The sequence below is a fragment of the Nostoc sp. FACHB-892 genome (assembly GCF_014698795.1).
Lineage (GTDB): Bacteria > Cyanobacteriota > Cyanobacteriia > Cyanobacteriales > Nostocaceae > Nostoc.
Window position 1 is genome coordinate 322,829 of sequence record NZ_JACJTR010000006.1, and the last position, 23,686, is coordinate 346,514.

Genomic DNA, 23,686 nt, shown 5'->3' on the forward strand with positions numbered 1-23,686 from the left:
GTCGAATTTTTAGGAGATTTGCAATAACTTAATTAAGTTATAATTTTCTGTAGTGACAACATATAAATGCCCAGCAAAAACAAAGTTTAAGGAATTTATTAGTTAAAGTTACGCAGTTATTGAGGGGAAAATTAAGTTAACTTTCTTAACTGAAATTTCTTTAAATTTATATTTTATTAGAAGAATTTACGATTATAAAACTTCAACCACATTCAATATAATAGATATTCAACTACTATGAGTAATCAAAAAGCCTTGGCTCGAAAATCTACCTCAACCAACACAGAAGCCCAAGAAAATCAGTTTGAAGGTCGTGGCTTTGCCGTGCAAAAAAAATCAGATACCCATACCCATAAATCTGACTTAAACACCCAACTTTTGCAAGCAAAAACCTTTGGTCACAGTATTAGCAAGTTGGCAGGGCAAGAAAGTAGTGGTGCATCGCCACAAACCAATGGATTAAGCATACAGCCCAAGTTGAGTATCGGGGAACCAGGCGATCGCTACGAACAGGAAGCAGATCGGATAGCATCGCAAGTAGTACAAACATCGACAGAGGAATCTGTACAGCGTGAGGCAATGCCAGAAGATGAAGAAGAAATGCAAATGAAACCTCTGGCAGATTCCATTCAGCGCGTAGAAATTGACGATGAGGAGGAACTACAAATGAAACCCCTGGCAGATACCATCCAGCGCATGGAAACTGACAAAGCATTTAGCGTACAATCGCTAGGAGAATCGCTAGAAATAGATATTAGCGTTTTGCAGGATTCCAAGGTGGGTCGGAAAGCGATTGAGGTCATAGAGAAACTAGCATCCGCTAAAGGGAAGGGCGGAAGGCCCAAGAAGTTAGATAACACTACAGTAAAGCAGCAGTTGGGAGACGTAATAGAAGAGGAATTTGCTACAATGGCGCACGACGAGGTAACGTATCGAACGGTAAGGGTAAAAAATGTGAACGGCGAAATATTTCAAGGTGCAGAGTTAGATGGATTGAGTTTAAATCCACTTAGACTGTATAGTATTAAAGCGCAAAAAAAAGCACAAAATAAAGGTAGAGACATAAGTATGTACAAAGCTATCCGCGATGTTGTATTGAAGGATGGCACGATCACGGTGGATGGCTCAAACCGTGCAGACTTGACTACATTTATCCGAGAAGATAATGCGGAGCCAGAGTGGGTGGGACTAAGCTATGACCAAACGAAGTCAGGACGGGCAGTATGGGATAAGATCACTGACGTGTGCGCCGCGATCACAGAAACCCGAAAAAATTAGTTTGAAGGTCGTGGGTTTGCCATGTGATTTGATAAACAAATTGGCGAATGACATGAAATATTCATACCAAGAAACATTCATACCAACTTGAATAGTTATTAAGTACACGTCACCGCAAAAAGTGGTCGTAAATGAAAATTGCGATCGCACTAGACGCTACTCATTCCAAAAGTGAATTCCGTACCTCATCTATTATGGTGGGCTGTACTAAGGTAGTGCGATCGCCCGATCTTGTAGGGTGCGTTAACGAAGTGCGATCGCTCAAATAAGAGAATAATTTAGAGCCTATGCCAAATTACTAAGTGCGATCGCCAATATTTTTGAATACGTTAAGGCGTTAATTTTATCAAATTAAATTTATATTGTATTAGAAAAACTTACGATTAAAAAATCAAACTAAATTATACATAATACGTATCCAACTACTATGAGTAATCAAAAAGCCCTCGCTCGAAAATCTACCTCAACCAATACAGAAACCCAAGATAATCAATTTGAAGGTCGTGGGTTTACCGTGCAAAAAAAATCAGATACCCATACCCAAAAATCTGACTTAAGCACCCAACTTTTGCAAGCAAAAACCTTTGGTCACAGTATTAGCAAGTTGGCAGGGCAAGAAAGTAGTAGTGCATCGCCACAAACCAATGGATTAAGCATACAGCCCAAGTTGAGTATCGGGGAACCAGGCGATCGCTACGAACAGGAAGCAGATCGGGTGGCATCCGTTGTAGTACAAAGGATTAATGCACCATCATCGACAGGGGAATCTGTACAGCGTGAGGCAATGCCAGAAGAAGAGGACGAATTGCAAATGAAACCTCTGGCAGATTCCATTCAGCGCCTGGAAGATGAAGAAGAAGAACTACAAATGAAATCCCTGGCAGATTCTATCCAGCGCGTGGAGATTGACGATGAGGAAGAACTGCAAATGAAATCCCAGGTGCAGCGCCGGGAAGCCATAGGTGGAGGGGAAGCATCAACGGATTTGGAATCCTCCATTAACAGTGCAAGGGGTGGTGGACAAGCGATCGCAGACAATATCCGCGAACCGATGGAGGTGGCGTTTGGCGCAGATTTCAGTGGGGTGAAGGTTCACACTGATGGTCAATCTGACCAGTTGAATCGGTCAATTCAGGCGCGTGCTTTCACAACGGGGCAGGATGTGTTCTTTCGTTCGGGAGAATATAATCCAGGGAGTCGGGGCGGTCAGGAGTTGTTGGCGCATGAGTTGACCCATGTTGTGCAGCAGAATGGTGGGGCGGTGCAGCGATCATTGCAGACACAGGAGCAATTACAGAAACACCCCTCCATCGAAAAACCAAGTGCATCGCTTGGCGAGCGCGTGATCCAGCGGATGATTGACTTGAAAATTGACGATAATAACTTTATCTATACGAAACAAGACGGTAAGAGGCCGTCAGGTCTAGGTGGTCACCAGGGCGATCATACAACGCCGTTTACCTCGCTGCAAGACCAGATCGCAAACGCGATTGAAGGTGTTACGCTAGACGACGCATGGGTGAATCTGTATGATACCCTCAATGTGTATAGGACTCTTCCGGGCTGGAAGCTTTCCACAAAGTGGATACAGGAGACCTACGGGAATCATGTAGAAGGCTTGCTGAATAAAAAAGGCGATATCAATGCATTGCAAACGGCAGTTACGGAGATGCTATATTTGCGGAATAACATAGCTTTAACATCACTGCCAAAAGGGGGGCACGGAAATGCAGAAGGAACATGGGCGGGTTCCCTTCAGCATCAGGAACGTCAGTTTCAATTGGGTCATAAGCCGAAATTAAATAAAAATGAAGTTCTACAATACATTTGGAAGGCATTCGATCACGGCAGGGTAAACAGGCTGGGAGAAGATAAACGCAAGGCAGTCCTCGAACAGCATGCACGTACGATGGCGGATGCGTATCCTCAACTAAATGACTCCCTTGGCATTAATTTCATAGAGATTGCAGATTATTACCGCAAAAACCGCAAAAACTTTGAAATTGTGTATTCTCCGCAATAATTCTTTTTATTTTTTGCGAAACTCATGTAAAACTCATAGTGCGATCGCTGATCTTTTAGTGCGATCGCCTAATCTTGTAGTGCGATCGCTCTCTCTATTCTCACTAAAAATACGATTGCTGTTGTCGGTTGAGTGCGATTGCCTCCTATTGTAGATTGGGTTGAGGGAACGAAACCCAACAAACCGACCATTGTCTTAGTATGGTGAAAGAAACAACCCCAAAAAAGTCCCAAGGAGAAAATTTTGGCAACCCTTAATGACATTAGCACATTGATCACAACCGATCCTAACCTTCATAGTGGTCGTCCGATCATTACCGGAACAGGAACATCTGTGCGCCGAATAGCTGGCTTATATAATCAAGGAAACAACGCCGAAGAAATAGCGAGACGGTTAAATCACTTGACGATAACTCAAATTTATGCGGCTTTAACCTATTATCATGCCAATCGAGATGAAATCGATGAAGATATAGCAGCAGAAAAAACCGCCTATGAACAATTAGCAAAACAACATCATCAGCAAGCTTCATTTGGCAAATGACCAAAATTCGTCTTTATTTAGATGAAGATACGATGGACAGCGATCTTCTAGACGCTTTACGCCTTCGTAATGTTGATGTTTTATCGACCAATGAAGCTCAAATGTCATCCCGTAGCGATGAAGAACAATTAAAATGGGCATTAGATAATCAGCGTGTTATTTATAGCTTTAATGTTCGAGATTTTTACAAAATTCATACTAATTTAGTGGAAGAAGGACAAGGACACACAGGTATCATTTTAGGGGTTCAAAATTATTCGATTGGCGAGCAAATGCGTCGGATTTTAAGAATAATTGCTACTAAATCAGCCCAAGAGATGCAAAATCAAGTAGAATTTTTGAGTGCTTGGGATGAACAATAGGGCGATCGCCTGATCCTGTAGGGTGCGTTAGTGCGATTGCGATGTTGTCGTTAAAAAACTCCATAGCCCGTATATTCCCGCATTTCAGGACATTGAAATCCAAGAACAATATCATCTTTTGGAACCCCTAGCTCTAGCTCTACAAGTTCTTGAGCCACTCTCATTTCCGTCATATTCTGCTCAATCGAAATTTTTCCCTGTTTAATATCCAAATGTAAAACACAACCATAGACTCGCCGATGACCATCCCATCCCACATTGATAACCATGTAATGGTCTTGTTTTGTATCAAAAACAGTGTAACAATCAATCTGACCATTGGCTATTGGGATAGCAGCATAAGCAGTCAACAACGACTGAATGATATGGCGATAAGATTCTAGGGTATCCATTGTACAATTACCTCTTGAATTGGTTCATAAATAATTTGTTTAATCTGATAAGTAAGTCGACGGAAAAATTTATATGTATATAACGAAAAGATAAGGAGTATGGTTAGATTGACATTCCCCACGCTTTTAGGCGAGGGGATTCTAGTTTTACATATGTAACTTGCTTAGACTTCCTTTCGATAACCAAAGTAGGCATTAAGCCGAGATCCTGATCCCGTTGGCGAAATATTACTTAACATAAAAAATTGAGCTTGGATAAATTTTAGTTATTTCACCTTAGCTTCAGCCTGTCTGGGCTTCAATATGACCGTTGCGGATAGCCCATGCTATTTCTAAAAGTTGAGTCCAGCGCTTTTGTAACTGTTTGGGGGTGCATTTGATGGTTTTGGCGATCGCTTGGTCGTTTTGTCGTGCAGTTTTCAACTCTAATATTTGCTGTTGCTGTTCTGTGAGTTGATTTACAAAGATTTCCCACTGCTGGGAAGATAAACCTAACTTTTGCTCTAAACCCGCACCTAACCATTGATGTACCAATTGCCAATGGTGTTGTTTGGCAAACTTTTCCACATGGTATTTAAACCGTTGTTGGAGATAATCGCGCTGACGGCTGGTTAAACCAAGAATTTGATCAATTTCTGGGGCTGAGAGGTCTTGAAGCTTCAAGCTGAGGTAGTTCATACAGTCAGATTGACCTTGAGACTCCAGGTATTTCATCAATTCAGTGATGACGCGATCGCGTTCTGACTCTTCAGATGGATCGAAATTAGTTTGGGCAACCATTTGCGATCGCAGCTGCTGCACCGCCGAGTTACGCTGGTAAGATTCTGCTTCTTCACCCTTAGCAGACTCTACCGCCATTTCAATATCCACAGTAGTTTCTTGGGGCTGACGACGAGCAAAGCCTTGGGCCCGCAAGATAATTAATTGCTGATTTGCACCACCAGGTAAATTGATCCGGCGTTTAGCATACTGTTCAGTAAATGCCATATATTCAGCTAGTTGCAGCTGAGTACGCGGTGTGTGATCATTAGGTAGTTCGTTTTCTCTGCGGAAAGCTTTAATAGCTTCAATATAAAATGCTTGTAAAAAATCTTCAATTAGGCTGTAACGAGCCTCAAAACCCAACTCAGAGCCGGATATAGTTACATGACGGTAAACCATAGCACCTAAATTGCTATGTAGTTCCACACGCCCTTGTTTTGAACCTAGTTGGTAGTAACGTAAGCACTTGTGCATCCGATGCCTTCCCAACGTAATCTGCCAAGATTTGATTTCCCCAGATGTTTGGATACGGGAGCTTTTATCGCAAATACGTTCTACTTCTATGGCTATTCGGTTTGCTAAAGCTTCTACACACCTGGGCGCTGCTTTCACTTGCGCTTGCATTTCGTGACACAGCAATTCAATCAAAGTCTCGCTGCTGCTGTCTGAAAATTCTTCAGTCGAAAGGTGGTTATCAAAAATGGGTGTAGAGTTTGGTAGATTAACGACGTTAGTTTTCATGACTTTTCCAGGGAGTAGTATTGCACCGTAATTACAACGCAGACACAGCAATCAAGACAGGCCTTGGCTTGTGAATCTTTAGGCATTCATCCATCAAAACTTGCCGCATATAATGCTCACATCTAAAGCTCATATATAAAACTACTGTAGGAAATACGAGAGAGTTACAGTTATGGCAATGTGTCGGTTTTTTCACAAGCCACCACATTGACGCTGGGACATAAGTACCCGCCATTTTCTCCAAGTTGTCAAATTTCTTGTTGTACCAACTGTTGCCACCATCCTGCTATATCCACTGCCTCACCAAACAAACCATCGTAGACATCGCTTTTAAGTATGACAATTTCAAAACTGGAGTCGCTTTTATCACAATTTCCGAAACGGAGAGGTGCGCCTGTGAAGTTTAATTCTTATACCCATGCTGCTGCTGCTTCCCAACCTAAACCCCTCCGTATAATTACTGGTTCATCTTGCGTCATATCCAAGATGGTAGATACCTCGTATGTAGGTTCTTCGCCAGTGTCTACAATTATGTCTACCAACTTGTCTAAAAGGTCAAATAGCTCTACCCGCGACTGAACAGTTTCTGGATCTATCCGAATCATGCCATTATCTGCTTCATCTGGTGGCAGATGTGCTGAAGTTGAAATAATCGGATTGCCCAAGGCTGCCAGCAACTCCAAACACACAGTATGGTTTGGTACTCTAATTCCAGTAGTTTTCCGCTTGGGGTTTTGCACCAATCGCGGTACTAATTTAGTTGCTGGGAGCAAAAACGTGTATGGCCCTGGAATCAGGCGTTTCATAATCCGATAAGCTGTGTCACTTACGAAGGCATAAGTTGCCACATTTGAAAGCGAGGGACATAAAAATGTCAGTGGTTTATCATTTGCTAGCTGTTTAATTTGCCGCACTCGTTCTACCGCCGACTTGGCATTCAAATCACAACCGATCGCATAGACTGTATCAGTAGGGTAAAGCATGACTGCGCCACTAGAAAGCGCCGACTTTATTTCCTCTATTCGGCGAATTTGAGGATTATCCGGATGAACTGAGAAAATTTTTGCCATAACAGGGGGAGTGGGGAGTGGGGGCAGGGGAAGCAGAGGGAGCAGAGGAGAATAAATTAATGTCCAATGCCCAATGACTAATGACTAATGACTAATGACTAATGACTAATTTATTATGAATAAAATTGCTTATCTTCAATGTCCGACAGGAATCTCTGGTGATATGTGCCTAGGTGCTTTGGTAAGTTTGGGTGTTCCTGTGGAGTATTTAATTAAAAAGCTGAATGGGTTGGGTATTGAGCAGGAATATCAGTTAAGGGCAGAATTTGTCCAACGGAATGGTCAGCAGGCGACTAAAGTCCATGTGGATTTAGTACACGATCATCATCATCACCAAGGCCACGAACACAATCACCATCACACACGCCACCTGCCAGAAATAGAGCGGATGATTCTCAAAGCGGGGTTGCCATCACGGGCAGAAGCTTGGAGTTTAGGGGTATTCCGACAGCTAGCAGTGGCAGAAGGAGCGGTGCATGGCATTTCTCCTGAAAAAGTTCATTTTCATGAAGTAGGTGCTATAGATGCGATCGTCGATATTGTGGGTACTTGCCTGGGGTTAGATTGGTTGGGGATTGAGAGTAATGAGGAAGGATGGCCTCTACTTTACTGCTCGGCGTTCCCGACTGGTGGCGGCACTGTTCGGGCTGCACATGGTCAGATGGCAGTACCAGTACCAGCCGTATTAAAACTGTGGGAAATGCGGGGTTGTCCAGTTTATAGCAATGGGATTGATAAAGAACTGGTGACACCAACAGGAGCTGCGATCGCTACTACTTTGGCAAGAGATTTTGGTTCACCACCTGCGATCGCTATCAAGCAGATAGGACTGGGAGCAGGAACCATAAATTTACCCATTCCCAATATTCTACGCCTCTGGCTGGGCGAAAGCGCAAGTTTACAGTCAAATTTCAGCGATTCGAAAGATACTAGCTCAAATTTAGAAACGATATCAGTACTAGAAACCCAAATTGATGATTTAAATCCCCAAGCGATCGGGTATGTGTTTGAGGCGTTGTTTGCTGCTGGTGCAGTGGATGTTTTCACCCAAGCGATCGCCATGAAAAAGTCCCGTCTAGGGATTTTGCTGACTGTGATTTGTCATCCAGAAAATTTGCTCAGTTGTGAAGCGGTTATATTCCGCGAAACTACAACTTTGGGTATTCGGCGAACAACTCAGCAACGCGCCATTTTACAACGAGAAATTCAACACGTGGAAATTGAATATGGCAAAGTGCGTGTCAAAGTAGCATGGAAGGGACAATCACCAGAAAAAGTTATTGCAAATGTGCAGCCAGAATATGAAGATTGTGCAGAGTTAGCCCGAAAACATAATATTCCCTGGCGCGAAATTCAACGTTTGGCGCTACAGCGTTGGTATTCAATCAATCGCTGATGCAAATTATACCAAAGGGAAGCATAGAACTCAGATTGTGGACATTCCATCAGGGCAGAGGGCAAGGGGAAAGAGGCTTTTCCGATTTTTGCACGGATGTGGGAATCATAACTAATTAACCGGAATGACATAACACAACGCCCTGATGTTACGCTAACCTAAAAATTGGCGTTTAAACCCACACGAAAAGTCAATCCGGGGCTATAGATGCGATTAACTCGCTCATATTGCTCACCGAGTAAATTTTCTAAGTAAACTGTCAATCCTAGATTCCTAGTTAAAGGTACACGACCACTCAAATCTAAGTTCACAAAAGATGGTGCAAAATCTGTAATAGTGTCACCAGGGTTAGTAAAGAAGGCTCTACGAGCGCCACTATTGTAGGTAACATACAAGTTAGCCTGCCAACCTAAATTTTGATAACCCACGCCAGTTTGAAGTACAGAGTAGGGAATTAAACCTAACTGTAAACCTCTCTCTGAGCCTGTTTTTATTTGAGCATCTGTATAAGTATAGTTGAGAAAAGTTGACCAGCCAGCCGCAATTCTTAATTGCAATGCAACTTCTAAACCATTGGTATCTACTAATCCAATGTTTTCCCATCTGCCGGCGATGACTCCCAAGCGATCGCCTATACTACTACCAAAGTAAGTAAACTGTCCAATCAGATTTTCCGAAAAATTCACATCTACTCCCGCACTCCAAGTAGAGCCAGTTTCTGGTCTTAAATTAGGGTTAGGTTCCCAACCATGAACTGTATCATAAACATACAACTGATCTAACCCAGGATTGCGTTGTGCCCCTGCCCAACTTCCACGCACTGCTACTAAGGGTGTGACCGCATAACGTAACCCAACACTAGGGTTGAGATAATTTCCAAACTGGCTGTCAAAGCTTTGTCTTAGCCCTAAATCTATCAGAAAATTATCGCTGATATTCCAAGTATTAACAGCAAATAAAGCTGTATTGAACAAACTCCTATCTTCAGTTTCATTATTGGCAATTCTATCAGGATTTGTACTTAAAACATCACCGATTAAGTCAGTGTTTTTCAAATCTAATCCCCAGCGTAATTTATTATTAGAAGTAATTTTCCACTCGTGATCTACCCTGGCTGTAAGTTGTTGTGTATCTAAAGATGCTGTACGGTAAAATTCTCCTGTCGGGCCATAGGTGCTGAAATAATTTTGGTTATAACCAATTGAGGTTGTAAGATTCGAGCTTTCCCCATTACCTAGCCGAGTTTTCCAGGATAAGCCAACATTTAAACCATCGTGGTCTAATCTATCTCTTTGAAGAGGAAAACCGAAATAAATTAAGCCGCGACGACTGCTGAGTGCAGTAACATCTAAATTCAATGAATTTTTCTGATCTAAGTCTAGACCAATACTACCAAAATAGGTACTTGTAGCTGTGTCTGCATTTGATAAGAATCCCTGCTCATCACGATTTGCTGCGCCTACAGGGACGCGGTAACGGTTATCTATAAAGAATCTTTCAAAGCTAAAGTTGTAATTGACATTATTAGATGAACCACCATAAGTTACTTGCTGATTATTTAAATTTAATGAGCCAAATTCTGCAATAGCGCTCAATTCAGGTTTGCCATAGCCTTGTTTGGTAATGATATTTACAACTCCCCCAAAGGCTGAAGAACCATACAATGCAGAAGCTGTGCCGCTATATAATTCTACTCGTTCAATAGCCTCTACAGGGATGCTATTTAAGTCAGTTCCACCATGATAATTGTTAACATTATTGTTAATTGGTCTGCCATTAATCAGAAATACAGACTGATTAATTGAAGCTCCCCGGTAATATGTACCTGTATGAATATCTGCACCATGACCTACATCATTGATAGCAAAACCAGGCATTCTTTTTAAAATATCCGCTAAACTTGTAGCGCCCTGTTTTTTAATTTCTTCTTTATCAATTACATAAGTTGGAGTAGATTGAGGTAGGTTGTCTGGTTCTGCGATCGCTTCTATATAAATATCTGCATCATCACTCGGAGTTTGCTCTGTTTCTGGCTGAGTTTCTGGATAAACTTCACTCGGTAGAGATTCTTGAGTTAATAATTCGGCATTAGTAGCGGGTAGCTCAATTTCACTCAAACTCCGAATATCTAAAATGACTTCGGTTGATTTATCAGTATTTCTCTGCTTAATTTCATTCTCAGCAGCAAAACCAGGAAACGCTATCAGTAAACTCGGTAAAGCAACTGTTAGCAACAAAAAATCCTTTTTCACGTTCTCTTTCACACCAACTAAAAACAGTCACCACGTAGTATTGTTGCTGTAATAGTAAAATCATGTCAAAAGACACGCTGTCATATTTCCACGACTCAAATTCCCCGATTTCTCTCAGAAATCGGGGAATCTTGTTGTTCACAAATAATCCTATCTCAGTCCTCAAAAATCTTCATCATCAACAAAAAATTCGGCATCGTCTTCCAATCGAGAATTACGCTGCCCAAAACTAGCAAGTCCCCAAAGAGGTTGCAGCATTGCCATGCCAATTAATCCTATACCGGCACTAAAAGCTAGCAGTAAACCCATTGGTATTTGAATCGATTGAAATGTTAAGAATTTTAACGATACGGGTGTAGCGTTTTGAACAGAAATAATTGCGATCGCTATTACCCAAATAGCTATTATTAGGGTTGTCAAAAAAGGAGCAAAAGTTTTCATAGTTTGATTTAAGTGAGAAGTTAGGAGTTAGGAGTTAGGAGTTAGGAGTTAGGAGTTAGGAGTTATTAATTTAGAACCATAAATAAATGTTAATAAATATAAGTTAAGAATTATTAATTTACAACTCTTAACTCCTTTTTCTTATGCCTCTAATTTAGCAATGGCACTCTCTAACTCTTGCGCGATTTTGGTGAGTTTTTCGGGAGTGTTGGTTTCTAGGTAGACGCGCATCAGTGGTTCTGTACCAGAAGGACGCAGCAGCACCCAGCTACTTTCTTCTAGATACAGCTTAATACCGTCTTTACGCCCCACTTCCTTGACTTTAATTCCTGCTACCTCTGTAGGTGGGTTTTTAGTGAAGAAGTCGATGACGGCGGTTTTGTGAGCTTCTGTGAGGTGCAAGTCAAGGCGGTTGTTGTAAAGGGGACCATCGGCTTCTACGATCGCTTCTTTGACAAGTTGACTCAGGGGTTTGCCTTCATAAGCGATCGCTTCTGCCACCAGCATATCGGCTAAAATCCCGTCTTTTTCGGGAATATGCCCAATAATACTCAAACCGCCTGATTCTTCTCCACCAATTAATACGGCAGTTTCTCGCATTTTTTCGCCGATGTATTTAAAACCAACTGCTGTCTCATAAATTTGCAGTCCATTTTTAGCAGCGAAATTATCCAGCAGGTGAGTTGTCGCTACAGTGCGAACGATAGCCCCTGTTTTACCTCTATTTTTAATTAAATGACGCGCTAGAACTAACAGCACAGTATTAGGAGTAAGAACGGTTCCTTGTTCATCAACAATACCAAAGCGATCGCTATCTCCATCCGTTGCCAAGCCCAAATCAGCTTGATCGTGAAGTACTGCTTCCATTAATTCAACTAATTGTTCTCCTTTGGGTTCTGGCATCCCACCCCCAAATAAAACATCCCTCCAATCGTGGAAACTCTCTAATTGAACACCACTATGTTGCAAAACTTTATCTAAATAGCCGCGAGAGGTAGAATACAAAGCATCGTACTTTACCCTTAAATTAGCGCTTTTGATCTTTTCTATATCAAGTAGGGTGTAGATAAATTGTAGGTAATCTGGTTTCGGATCGAAAATTGAAATTGAACCTGATGGGTTGCTTCCAGGCAACTTATCCGATGCACTTTCTATATTTGCCACAATAGTATCAGTAATCTCTGGAGTGGCAGGCCCAGCATAATCGGGTATATATTTAATTCCACAGTAGGGTGCTGGATTATGACTAGCAGTAAACATTAACGCCCCAGCCGAATTTAGGTGACGGGCGTTGTAGGCAATTACTGGTGTAGGGCAATCCCGATTAGTAATTTTTACAGTCCAACCTAAATCTGCTAAAACTTGGGCTGCTGTTTGGGCAAACTGGTCAGCTAAAAAGCGAGTATCGTAGGCAATAAGTACTGGTCTGTCTTTTGTGTAGGCTGTTTCCAAATAAGCGGCGATTGCCCTTGTTACTTTCCGCACATTGGGAAAAGTAAAGTCATCGGCAATAATCCCTCGCCATCCATCGGTACCAAATTTTATCTTGCTGGACATTTTTGCCACTTGCCCCCGTACATTATCGGTACTATCAAAGCTTCCCGCAAAGCGTGTGTAGCAGCAAGTATCCTCCGAAGTTCTTTTCTAAGCAAGCCTTAGCTTAAACTTCTCCCCCCGTATTTTCTCTCACTGTTTCTGAGCAATGTCAACTCCCGATCGACCTTTTGCCAGTTATCACCTTTGGTCTCTAGTTGCCCCAGCGACCGGGCAAGAACGCTGGCATTGCCAGATGAGGCGGGGGTTTATCAAAGCACGGCAACACGAACCACAAGTTAAAGTACTGTTAGCGAAAGCCACCGCACCCCAGAGGATTGGCATACTTGCCCAAAAAGGCATTTATGAGTTTCATCATCACAGGTATCTGTTGAAGCAAGCCGATGGTGTAGAAAGAGTTGCACAGCTACTTAAATTAGGCAACTCAAGCGATCAAGTCCAGCAACGCGTGCTGCAAATTCTGAAAAAATATCATGATGCGCCGTTGCTTTTGGATAAAGATATTATCCAATTAACTCCGGGTGATGAAGGCTTTCCTAAACCGATAGTAGTTGAACAAGAAGATTATTGCTTTCGCTTATATGCGGCTATGGACTGCGTTTTCATCGAGTCTGATAACACTTTACATATTTTAGATTTCAAAACTGGTAAGTCAGCTTTTGACAAACGACAAGCATTAGTTTATTTAGTAGCTGCTCGTTATCTTTATCCTGGACGGGAAGCCGTTGCATCATTTTATAATTTAGAAATATGTAAAAAGTCTGAGTTAATTAGCATCAATAATAGTGAGTTAGAATCCTTAAAATTTGAGTTAGCTAATATTGCCCACAAGCACCAGCACGATTTGCAAAAATATCAGGAAGAAACTAGTAATTTTAGTAAAATTTTCCCTCCCAATCCTGGCTCTCACTGCCGCTTTTGTCCATTTAACTCAATCTGCGAGTTTGCTGATTTTAAGCAGCATCAATCGTATCCAATGCCCAGTTTAAGAGTTAATAGCTAGTGGGGAGTGGGGAGTGGGGGGAGATGAGAGAGCAGGGGAGGCAGGGGAGGCAGGGGGAGATGAGGGAGATGAGGGAGATGAGGGGGACAAGGGGTGAGAACTTGAAACAAGTCTTTCCCCTTGTCCCCAATTCTCCTTGTCCCCAAGTCCTCTTGCCAATGCCCCATGCCCCATGCCCAATGCCCCATGCCCCATGCCCAATGCCCCATGCCCAATGCCCAATGCCCAATTCCCTAATTTAAAAAGGCGGTAATTCTTTAAGAATTGTAAATCGGATATGATTTATCGCCAAATCGCCAATGGGGATATCTTCTTTGGTTAGCCGCGCACCTTGACTTGTCACAGTTTCAAAGGTGATGCCTTTGCCAATTTCAATGTGATACCAGCATAAGCCCATAAAAAAGCGCGTCGGATAAGGCCCACCTTCACCTACATCGTCAGGATTTGATTCCATTGGCAACCAACCAAAATTCGGGACGTAGAACTCTAGCCAAACATGGTTAAAGTCTGGTTGTAGCGGGACTCCTAGTAAGTCACTATGGGCAGGACATTTGTACCTACCTACAGTGCGGCAGGGGATGCCATTTAAACGAGATAGGGCAAGTAAAACGCCGACATATTCGCCACAGGAACCAACACCCCGTTCTAAAACTACATCTGGCGTGTCAATATAAGGTTTAATGCCATAGGACAACTCATCATACACGTAGTTACGGATGCTGTACATTTTCCGCAGCACATTAGTTTCAGAACCAATTGCTTCTCTGGCGCTACGGCGAACAATGGTAGTATCCATTGCTAAATCGTCGTCATCCACTAGATAGCGCGTTTGTAATTCTGGGGAGAGATCAGGAACGTCTTCCACATCTCTGGGTGTGATGCGATACTTAATACCTCGAACTTCCAAAAGTGCTTTCCAGCCAAATATATGCCTTTCTCCTGGAGCAAGAGAATCAAATTTGAAGACTGCTACACGTTGCCCTCCTATCACTTCCTCGGTAAATGGTATACCAATAGGTTCAACGTGTTTTACCTTTTGACGCTCAGTTTCTGATGGGAGGGCAATACGCCATTCTACATCAGGTAAATAAACCTCGTCTAAGGGAGCAATTTCCTCAGCATAAGACATTTCAATGAGATAGCCATTAGAGAGGGCGTAGCGCTTATCTGGCTCGTAATGATAATACAGGGGATGAATAAAAGTGCGATCGCGGAATGTTAGCTCATGACTCGGATCAGCATTAGGGTTGTCCCTGATATAAGGTTCCTCTGAAGCGTAGGCTACATAGATACTTTCTTTGCCTGTTTCGCCATTTTTATGGATTGCTATGCCTGTAGGACATTCAAAGGGGGTCAAGACACTAAATTGAAGTTCTCCTGTGGCCCTATCCATCGCGTAAACTGATTGTTCGGTGCGATCGCAAATCCACAGCATTTCCTGAGTGACTGCTAAATTCTCTATCCCAACTCCAGGGGCATAAAATTTGGTAATCTCTTTTCGCGTTTCGCGGTCATAAACCAGAATGTAGCCCAGCCGTTGGCAGGTGATATAAACTGTTGTTTCCCAAACAGCAACGCCATCAACAGCATAAGGCAATGTCACAAAATGTTCTAGACCCAAAGCATTGAAATTGCACAAGTAAACACTATTTTCTCGGCTCACCCACAGGGTATCTTCCCACACAGCTAAACCAGTGACATCGGTAAATTCTTTAACTTGATGGGGATTGAGAATTTTGCTGTTGTCAGAGGTCGGATCAATTTCTAGTAGATGCCCTTTAATACTGTCAATAGCAATTAGTCTATCGTTAATGAAAGTAATGCCACACAGGGTAGCAGCAGTAAGCGGTCGAATTGTTTTTTGCCCAAACATCTGGCTAACGGTCGTGGGGAGTGCAAAACTCATATTAATTAATCATATTTCTTGAATGGTTTAGCACGCTTAAGCAATTCAAAATTCAAAATTCAGCTTGAAAAGTTTGCTAGATCGGGAAATCCTACTGGCACACCAGTTAGCTTGAGTGGGGAAATACACAAGCGACTGACTCAACTTAGGGCAAAATTTAAAATGTTCGCGTAGCGTCTCGTAGAGGAGAAATGCAATCGTGCCATGCATCCTGGCTATTGACAAGATATAAATTAAAGCAATGACAGCCTAAAATTAATTGTGGCATATGCTCTGTAACTAAACTTTAAACCTCTATAACTCATAATTATCGGTACAATGTGTTCCGAAAAACTCTTTCGTGAGAAATAACACTACCTCAAAAAAGTATAAATTTACAAATGTTAAAAATTACAGATACACTCATGCAACTGAGCGATCGCCTTAATGTAACTTTAGAAGATGGAATTCCTGCCATCACTAAATTATGATCGAATTCTATAACCATTCCTGTGACTTACACGATGTCTGCTAATTCTCTGCCTGAAGGTGCCGCCGTTTGGCATAGTTTAGAAGTTGATAAAGCGCTAGGCCTGCTCGATAGTAACGCAGACAGTGGCTTAACACCCCAAGAAATTCAACAGAGGTTGCAAAAGTACGGCCCCAACGAACTTGAAGAAACTGCTGGCCGTAGTGCTTGGGAAATTCTGCTGGATCAGTTCAAGAACATTATGTTGTTGATGCTGATTGGCGTAGCTCTGATTTCTGGGATTTTAGACCTGGTGGCTTTGCGGGCGGGCGATTTGAAGCCTGGCGAAGTGCCATTTAAAGATACGATCGCTATCCTAGCAATTGTCATTCTCAATGGGATACTCGGTTACGTCCAAGAAAGCCGTGCTGAAAAAGCCTTGGCAGCCCTGAAAAAACTCACCTCTCCCCTAGTGCGAGTCATCCGCGAGGGTAGGCTGGTGGAGATAGCAGCCAAGGAATTAGTCCCAGGGGATGTAATGCTGCTAGAAGCCGGGATGCAGATAGCCGCAGATGGACGCTTGATCGAACAGTCTAATTTACAAGTGCGTGAGTCGGCATTGACTGGTGAAGCCGAAGCCGTGAATAAACAGGCATCATTAAAATTGCCGCAGGAAACATCATTAGGCGATCGCCTAAATGTCGTGTTTCAAGGAACTGAAGTAGTCCAAGGACGCGGCAAGGTTCTGGTGACTAACACCGGAATGACTACAGAACTCGGCAAAATTGCCACCATGTTGCAGTCGGTGGAAAGTGAACCTACGCCGTTACAGCAACGGATGACTCAACTGGGTAACGTCCTAGTTACGGGTTCTTTGATTCTCGTGGCGATCGTTGTCGTCGGCGGTGTGATCCAAGCAAGAGGCTTTAGTAACATCCAAGAACTGTTGGAAGTTTCCTTGAGTATGGCGGTTGCTGTGGTGCCAGAAGGTTTACCTGCTGTAATTACCGTGACTCTAGCGCTGGGAACCCAGCGAATGGTGCGCCAGAATGCCTTGATTCGCAAACTGCCAGCAGTGGAAACATTGGGTTCTGTAACTACCATCTGTTCTGATAAAACCGGTACGCTGACGCAAAATAAAATGGTCGTGCAATCGGTTTTCACCAATAACAAAACTTTTCGCGTTACCGGTCAAGGTTATGCTCCCACAGGGGACTTTCAGTTAGATGGTCAAAAAATTTCCCTAGAAGAATCTCCAGAAATCTCAGCGTTGTCTGTTGCCTGTGCTGTTTGTAATGATTCAGTGTTGCAAAAAGAACAAGGTGAATGGGCAATTTTGGGAGATCCGACAGAGGGAGCATTAGTCACCCTAGCCGGAAAAGCTGGAATCGAAAAAGACCAGTGGAACAGTAAGTTACCTCGCGTTGCTGAGTTTCCCTTTTCCTCGGAACGTAAGCGGATGAGCGTGATTTCTCAGGTGGAGGGAGTCGCTACGGGTGATGCATCTTCAAGAGGCGTTGACCCTGCGATCGCTAACTTTCTCCAATCTGAACCTTACTTAATGTTTACCAAAGGTTCTCCAGAGTTAACCTTGGCACGTTCCACTCAGATTCATTTGGGCAATCACTCAGCGCCCTTAACCGAAGCACAACGCCAGAAAATTTTGGCAGAAAATGACCAAATGGCGAGTAAAGGTTTGCGGGTGCTAGGTTTTGCCTACAAACCCCTGGCACAGATTCCGCCGGAAGGTTCAGATCAAGCATCTGAACAAGGCCTAGTGTGGCTGGGATTGGTGGGAATGTTGGATGCACCACGCCCAGAGGTAAGGGCAGCAGTCCAAGAGTGCCGGGATGCAGGCATTCGCCCAGTGATGATTACTGGCGATCACCAGTTAACAGCACGAGCGATCGCTACCGATTTGGGAATTGCCCAAGAAGGCGATCGCGTCCTCACAGGTCAAGAATTGCAACGAATGAGTGACCAGGAACTAGAGCAAAACGTTGACCTAGTGAGCATCTATGCTAGGGTTTCCCCAGAACACAAACTGCGAATTGTCCAAGCACTACAACGCCGGGGCAGATTTGTGGCGATGACAGGTGATGGCGTCAACGATGCCCCAGCCCTCAAACAAGCCGACATCGGTATTGCAATGGGCATTACTGGCACTGATGTCAGTAAAGAAGCCAGTGACATGGTATTACTTGATGACAACTTCGCTACCATTGTCAGCGCCACCAAGGAAGGTAGAGTTGTCTACACCAATATTCGCCGCTTTATTAAATACATTCTGGGCAGTAACATTGGCGAAGTTATCACCATTGCAGCTGCGCCCCTAATTGGTTTAGGAGGCGTTCCCCTTACCCCCTTGCAAATTCTCTGGATGAACTTGGTAACAGACGGTTTACCAGCCTTAGCATTAGCTGTGGAACCTCCAGAACCAGATGTAATGAAACGTCCGCCTTTTAGTCCCCGCGAAAGTATTTTCGCTAGGGGATTGGGTTCTTACATGATTCGCATTGGGATCATTTTTGCCATTATCAGCATTGCCTTGATGTGGTGGGCTTATCAACATACCCATGCCCCTGAGTATCAGGGCAATCGGGATACTTGGAAGACAATGGTATTCACTACCTTGTGTCTCGCCCAAATGGGTCATGCGATCGCCATTCGCTCTAACAACCGACTGGCCATTGAGATGAATCCCTTCTCCAATATATTTGTACTAGCGGCTGTTGTAGTGACTACAATTTTGCAGTTGATGCTAGTTTACGTCCCACCCCTGCGAGATTTCTTTGGTACTCACTACCTGAATTTGCAAGAGTTGGGGGTTTGTATTGGCTTCAGTGCCTTAATGTTTGTGTGGATTGAAGCGGAGAAGATATTTCTGCGGATTATGGGCAAGAAGGCTGTCTGAAAAAGTGAGGAGTTGGGAGTTGGGAGTTGGGAGTTAGGAGTTATGAGTTGAAGAACATTTTGCATTCACAACTCAAAATTTAAAATTCCTCACTCCTCACTCATAATTTCTAACTCTTAACTCCTCATTCCTAACTTTTCGTTATGTACCTGAAAACTCTAAACCTCCGACAATTTCGCAATTACCAAGACCAACAGGTTGAGTTTAATGCTGCCAAAACAATTTTGGTAGGTAATAACGCTCAGGGAAAGTCGAATTTGTTGGAGGCGGTGGAGTTACTGGCGACATTGCGATCGCACCGTATGACCCGTGATCGCGATTTAGTTCAAGAAGGGGAAGCCATAGCCCAAATTAATGCCACCCTTGAGCGACAAACAGGCGTTAGTGACCTTAGCTTAACGTTGCGCCGCAATGGTCGCCGTAGCGTTGCTCTCAATGGTGAATTTATCCGCCGTCAAATGGATTTTCTCGGCGTTCTCAATGCAGTCCAATTTTCTAGCCTGGATTTAGACCTAGTACGCGGCGGCCCTGAAGGTCGCCGCAACTGGTTAGATACACTCTTAATTCAACTTGAACCAGTTTATGCTCACATTTTGCAGCAGTATAACCATGTGTTACGCCAGCGCAATGCCTTTTTAAAACGCCATATAGAAACATTGGATGCAACGTCTCTACACTCAGAATTGGCTGTGTGGGATGCACAGTTAGCTACTACAGGAACCAGGGTAATTAGACGACGCGATCGCGCCATCCAAAGATTAGCTCCCATTGCTAGTGCTTGGCACGCCAGTATTAGCGGCAGTACAGAAGTTTTGCATATCAATTACCTGCCTAATATTATTTCAGAGGATAACCATCCAGAAGAAGTGCAGCAAGCTTTTTTAGCAAAAATTCAACAGCGAGCTGTTGCTGAAATGCACCAAGGCACTACTCTTGTCGGCCCTCATCGTGACGAAATAGAATTAACTATTAACCAGACACCCGCTCGTCAATACGGTTCTCAAGGTCAACAACGAACGCTGGTTCTAGCCTTAAAATTAGCCGAATTACAATTAATTGAAGAAGTCGTCAAAGAACCACCATTGCTATTACTTGATGATGTTCTTGCCGAACTCGATTTATCCCGTCAAAATCAATTGCTCGATGCTATTCAAGACCGCTTTCAGACCCTAATTACTACCACTCACTTGGGTTCTTTTGATTCGCAATGGTTAAAGTCCTCCCAAATTCTTTTTGTGAAAGCAGGAGAAATAATCCAACAGTGATTATCAATTATGAATTTTGACATTATTCAAACCTTTTAAAAACGTTGAGAACTACAAGAGTCAGCATAGAACCGATTAATCCTAACTGCCATAAACCACAGCCAGCAGCAATTCCCAATGCAGCCGAAACCCAAATAGCTGCTGCTGATGTAAGTCCATGAATTTCAAGTCTGTGTGATTCTTGGGGAGATTGGCGGACAATTTCTCCAGCACCGAGAAATCCTACACCAGTTGCAATTCCCTGAATCACGCGGCTCAGTGCATCAGGACTATCTTGCAGTCCTCCTGTTTGCATAATTATCAAAATAAACATGGCTGAACCGAAACTCACCAGCATATGAGTTCTTAAACCGGCTGGTTTGTTCCTAATTTGGCGGTCTAAGCCGATTATTGCTCCCATAAGCAATGCAATGCATAGCCGGAAGCTTATATTCAGCCAATCATTAGTTGCAAGGTAGTAAGTGTTTGACAATGCTTAGTTTGCTATAGAGTATTCTATATACTATGTTAACTGGTAATATTTTTATTAATGGAGTCTAATCCAATGGGTGTAGTGCAATAGCCTATCTCATCTCTGAATTTTATCGATTCAGGAATGCTTTTTAAGCTACTAATTAATAACTTCCATTATTAGGATTATTTTCCAATAATATATTCTTTTGGTGAATAAATTGAGATTTGCATTGGGAAATTATGGCAATGTTCATAATTTGGGCAAACTACATGACTTTTAAGTTTATCAAATAGTTTTTGACTATTGAAAATAACTAATGCTATAAAACTCTACCTTAAATTGCTAAGTTTAACCCATACACTTAATAATTAAATATGATACCGCTATGTACAATCTCGATAAAGAACTAAACTCCTGGTTTTAGGGAAGAGAGGCAAATGAAGGCAAAAATTTGATTTTCATAGCTGTGGCTACAAATAGACAACTGACAACTAACAAATTGAGTGGATAAACTCTACTGGCTAGACCAAATTAAACTACAAGACCGCGCCAAAGTAGGTGACAAAGCGTTTTACTTGAGCAAAATTATCCAGCGTGGCTATCCGGTGGTGCCTGGTTTTGTCGTTCCGGCGGAAATTTTACGACAATTTCTCGAAAATCTCAACAGTTCAGAATCATTAGTGGCTGACTTACCCCATTCTTCATTACACTTGGATGTCACTAATTGGCGTCAACTTCAGCAGGTGGCTAGTCGCCTGCGCCAAGAAATTCTGACTGCAACTGTGCCACAGGATTGGGTGAATACAATTTTCCAAGCAGCTAGAGAATGGCCAACTGGCTGTTTGATTCTTCGACCTACCTTGGCAGTATCAACTGCCACTCCAGGGATGAAGAATATATCTGGTTTGCTGGAGTCGGTATTTTGCCAGTGCGAACCCGAAGCGATCGCTTCTGCCCTAAAGCGTACCTGGAGCCAGATATTTCGTGCCAGAAGTCTACTATATTGGCAACGGGCAGGAATTAACCTGCAACAAATCAGTTTAGCGGTTTTGGTTCAACCTGTTGAGAATGCGATCGCTAGTGGCCTGCTCAGAGCCAACTCTTCTGGGTGGGAAATTGAAGCTACTTGGGGATTAGGAATTGCGATCGCTCTTGGCGAAGTCCAGCCAGATGTTTACTATATTCAACAGGCAGTCGGTGTTGTGGAGCAACAGTTGGGCAATAAAATGCTGGCTTATGGTGTGGGTGATGCAGCAGTTGGAGCTTTTTTAGAACCCGTGTCCAAGTCAGCGCTAACACCAGATCACACTTGCCTAAATACCTATCTACTTCCCGAAGCCCAACAAAAACAGTACGCTTTACAAGAAGAATACTTACAACAAATAATTGCTCTGGGAACTCAACTGGTAAGTGAACTAGGTAAAACCTTCACCATTAAATGGACTATCGCCGGGCAAACTGCATCTAGCAAGCTCTACATAACACAAGTTAGTTCTCCCCATGTAATCACCCACGCACACTTCATTAGGGGGCTAGGGGCGGCAGGAGGACGTGTTGTGGCGACTGCCTTAGTAATTATTAATCAGCTACAGAAACCCGAAGAATTGCCCCAAGGAGTAATTTTAGTCATACCAGCGATCGCGCCTGATTGGTTACCATTACTGCAACAAGTTGGTGGCATTATTACCGAACAAGGCGGATTAACCAGCCACGCTGCAATTCTTGCTAGAGAATTAGGTATCGCAGCAGTAGTCAACGCAACATCTGCTACAACCTTAATCAAAACTGGCGAACGACTCCTGCTCGATGGCGATAGAGGAGAAGTTTATCGGCTTAGAGGAGAAGGGGAAAGTGGGAGAGGGGGAGAGATGGAGAGGAGGAAAGTCGCAGAAAATCCTCTTCATCTCCCTACCTCTCCATCCCGTCCTCCCTTTACTCCTCATTCACCTATGATTGCAACGCAATTGCTGGTTAATTTAAGTCAGTCCAGTTTAATAGAACAAGTACAAAGCTTCCCTGTGGATGGAGTGGGGTTGTTGCGCTCAGAATTGATGGTACTAAATATATTGGACGGGCAACATCCTAATAATTGGATTTTAGGCGGGCGGCAAGCAGAATTATTACAGCGATGGTCTAAGCAGATTATGCAGTTTGCCCATGCCTTTGCACCAAGACCAGTTTTTTATCGTTCTTTAGATTGGCCGCAAGATTTAACATCATTGAGTAATAATTTACCATCTTCGTCACAGTCGATGTTGGGTGAACGCGGCACTTTCAGCTATTTACAAAATCCCGCAGTCTTTGAGTTGGAACTGCAAGCTTTAGCGAGTGTACAGCAAGCTGGCTACAGCAATGTGAATCTACTGTTGCCTTTTGTGCGGACTGTGGAAGAATTTATCTTTTGCCGTCGTAAAGTTGAGCAAGCTCTTTTAACTGAGGTGTCACAGTTTCAATTGTGGATGATGGCAGAAGTGCCAAGCATCCTGTTTTTACTGCCAGAATATGTCAAAGCAGGCGCAGCCGGAATTTCTATTGGTACAAATGATTTGACCCAATTATTGCTCGGAGTGGATCGAGAGCAAGGACAACTAGGAAAAGTGTTTAATGAACGTCATCCGGCAGTTATGGGTGCGATCGCTCAACTGATCCAAATGGCTAAAAGTGCTGGTATACCTTGTTCAATCTGCGGTCAAGCACCAGCCCTCTATCCAGAAATCATCGATCAGTTAGTGGAATGGGGTATAACTTCGATTTCTGTGGAACCGGAAGCAGTGGAGCGAACATATCAGGCGATCGCTCGTGCTGAACAGCGCATAATTCTAGCAGCCGCACGACGTGACTTAAAGTAATCCTTCAGGACTTACGCAAAATACGTCTCAAAC

19 protein-coding genes are annotated in these 23,686 nt (G+C 43.1%); 11 read left to right on the forward strand and 8 right to left on the reverse strand.

Annotated features, from left to right (window positions below; genetic code table 11):
• Positions 1-237: 237 nt before the first annotated feature.
• From H6G96_RS11345 to H6G96_RS11370, 6 genes are all read left to right on the forward strand, one after another.
• Positions 238-1,278, forward strand: a complete 1,041-nt coding sequence (locus H6G96_RS11345; RefSeq protein ID WP_190911538.1) for a hypothetical protein — start codon at positions 238-240, stop codon at positions 1,276-1,278.
• A 131-nt stretch (positions 1,279-1,409) separates the two neighbouring features.
• Positions 1,410-1,547 (forward strand): hypothetical protein, encoded by a 138-nt coding sequence (locus tag H6G96_RS11350; protein WP_190911539.1) that lies wholly within the window; start codon positions 1,410-1,412, stop codon positions 1,545-1,547.
• Between the two features lie 158 nt (positions 1,548-1,705).
• On the forward strand, positions 1,706-3,301 hold the full coding sequence (locus tag H6G96_RS11355; RefSeq protein ID WP_190911540.1) for a DUF4157 domain-containing protein: 1,596 nt from the start codon (positions 1,706-1,708) through the stop codon (positions 3,299-3,301).
• Between the two features lie 13 nt (positions 3,302-3,314).
• Entirely contained in the window at positions 3,315-3,455 is a 141-nt protein-coding gene (locus H6G96_RS11360; protein WP_190911541.1) for a hypothetical protein, read from the forward strand.
• Between the two features lie 89 nt (positions 3,456-3,544).
• Complete coding sequence (locus tag H6G96_RS11365) at positions 3,545-3,844, forward strand: DUF433 domain-containing protein (RefSeq protein WP_190911542.1); 300 nt, start codon at positions 3,545-3,547, stop codon at positions 3,842-3,844.
• Positions 3,841-4,206: a DUF5615 family PIN-like protein gene (locus H6G96_RS11370; RefSeq protein WP_190911543.1), complete on the forward strand. Its 366-nt coding sequence runs from the start codon at positions 3,841-3,843 to the stop codon at positions 4,204-4,206. Before H6G96_RS11365 ends, H6G96_RS11370 begins: the two co-directional genes overlap by 4 nt.
• A gap of 50 nt (positions 4,207-4,256) precedes the next feature.
• Here H6G96_RS11370 and H6G96_RS11375 read toward each other — a convergent pair whose 3' ends face one another.
• From H6G96_RS11375 to H6G96_RS11385, 3 genes are all read right to left on the reverse strand, one after another.
• Positions 4,257-4,598 carry a XisI protein gene (locus tag H6G96_RS11375; protein WP_190911544.1) on the reverse strand — a complete coding sequence of 114 codons (342 nt, stop codon included), beginning with the start codon at positions 4,596-4,598 and terminating at the stop codon, positions 4,257-4,259.
• 282 nt (positions 4,599-4,880) lie between these two features.
• On the reverse strand, positions 4,881-6,101 hold the full coding sequence (locus tag H6G96_RS11380) for a HetZ-related protein (RefSeq protein ID WP_190911545.1): 1,221 nt from the start codon (positions 6,099-6,101) through the stop codon (positions 4,881-4,883).
• Positions 6,102-6,511: 410 nt separating this feature from the next.
• Positions 6,512-7,171, reverse strand: a complete 660-nt coding sequence (locus tag H6G96_RS11385) for an L-threonylcarbamoyladenylate synthase (protein WP_190911546.1) — start codon at positions 7,169-7,171, stop codon at positions 6,512-6,514.
• A 115-nt stretch (positions 7,172-7,286) separates the two neighbouring features.
• On the opposite strand from H6G96_RS11385, the gene larC reads away from it, so the two are divergent.
• Positions 7,287-8,567 carry a nickel pincer cofactor biosynthesis protein LarC gene (gene larC, locus H6G96_RS11390; RefSeq protein WP_190911547.1) on the forward strand — a complete coding sequence of 427 codons (1,281 nt, stop codon included), beginning with the start codon at positions 7,287-7,289 and terminating at the stop codon, positions 8,565-8,567.
• A 158-nt stretch (positions 8,568-8,725) separates the two neighbouring features.
• Here the strand turns inward: larC and H6G96_RS11395 are convergent, their stop codons facing one another.
• The 3 genes from H6G96_RS11395 to H6G96_RS11405 all read right to left on the reverse strand — a co-directional run bounded on the left by H6G96_RS11395 (position 8,726) and on the right by H6G96_RS11405 (position 12,817).
• A complete protein-coding gene (locus H6G96_RS11395; protein WP_190911548.1) occupies positions 8,726-10,819 on the reverse strand; it encodes a TonB-dependent receptor in 2,094 nt (697 codons plus the stop codon).
• Between the two features lie 162 nt (positions 10,820-10,981).
• Entirely contained in the window at positions 10,982-11,260 is a 279-nt protein-coding gene (locus tag H6G96_RS11400; protein ID WP_190911549.1) for a LapA family protein, read from the reverse strand.
• Positions 11,261-11,401: 141 nt separating this feature from the next.
• A complete protein-coding gene (locus H6G96_RS11405) occupies positions 11,402-12,817 on the reverse strand; it encodes a phosphoglucomutase/phosphomannomutase family protein (RefSeq protein ID WP_190911550.1) in 1,416 nt (471 codons plus the stop codon).
• Between the two features lie 145 nt (positions 12,818-12,962).
• Here H6G96_RS11405 and H6G96_RS11410 point away from each other — a divergent pair, with 145 nt between their 5' ends.
• Complete coding sequence (locus tag H6G96_RS11410; RefSeq protein WP_190911551.1) at positions 12,963-13,817, forward strand: PD-(D/E)XK nuclease family protein; 855 nt, start codon at positions 12,963-12,965, stop codon at positions 13,815-13,817.
• A 238-nt stretch (positions 13,818-14,055) separates the two neighbouring features.
• Here the strand turns inward: H6G96_RS11410 and H6G96_RS11415 are convergent, their stop codons facing one another.
• Complete coding sequence (locus H6G96_RS11415; protein WP_190911552.1) at positions 14,056-15,723, reverse strand: transglutaminase family protein; 1,668 nt, start codon at positions 15,721-15,723, stop codon at positions 14,056-14,058.
• Positions 15,724-16,226: 503 nt separating this feature from the next.
• Here H6G96_RS11415 and H6G96_RS11420 point away from each other — a divergent pair.
• Positions 16,227-19,085, forward strand: coding sequence for a cation-translocating P-type ATPase (locus H6G96_RS11420; RefSeq protein ID WP_190911578.1), 2,859 nt, complete (start codon positions 16,227-16,229; stop codon positions 19,083-19,085).
• 143 nt (positions 19,086-19,228) lie between these two features.
• A complete protein-coding gene (recF, locus tag H6G96_RS11425) occupies positions 19,229-20,350 on the forward strand; it encodes a DNA replication/repair protein RecF (RefSeq protein WP_190911553.1) in 1,122 nt (373 codons plus the stop codon).
• Positions 20,351-20,372: 22 nt separating this feature from the next.
• Here recF and H6G96_RS11430 read toward each other — a convergent pair whose 3' ends face one another.
• Entirely contained in the window at positions 20,373-20,822 is a 450-nt protein-coding gene (locus H6G96_RS11430) for an MgtC/SapB family protein (RefSeq protein WP_190911554.1), read from the reverse strand.
• Positions 20,823-21,307: 485 nt separating this feature from the next.
• On the opposite strand from H6G96_RS11430, the gene H6G96_RS11435 reads away from it, so the two are divergent.
• A complete protein-coding gene (locus tag H6G96_RS11435) occupies positions 21,308-23,653 on the forward strand; it encodes a putative PEP-binding protein (protein ID WP_190911555.1) in 2,346 nt (781 codons plus the stop codon).
• The last annotated feature ends 33 nt before the right edge of the window (positions 23,654-23,686 follow it).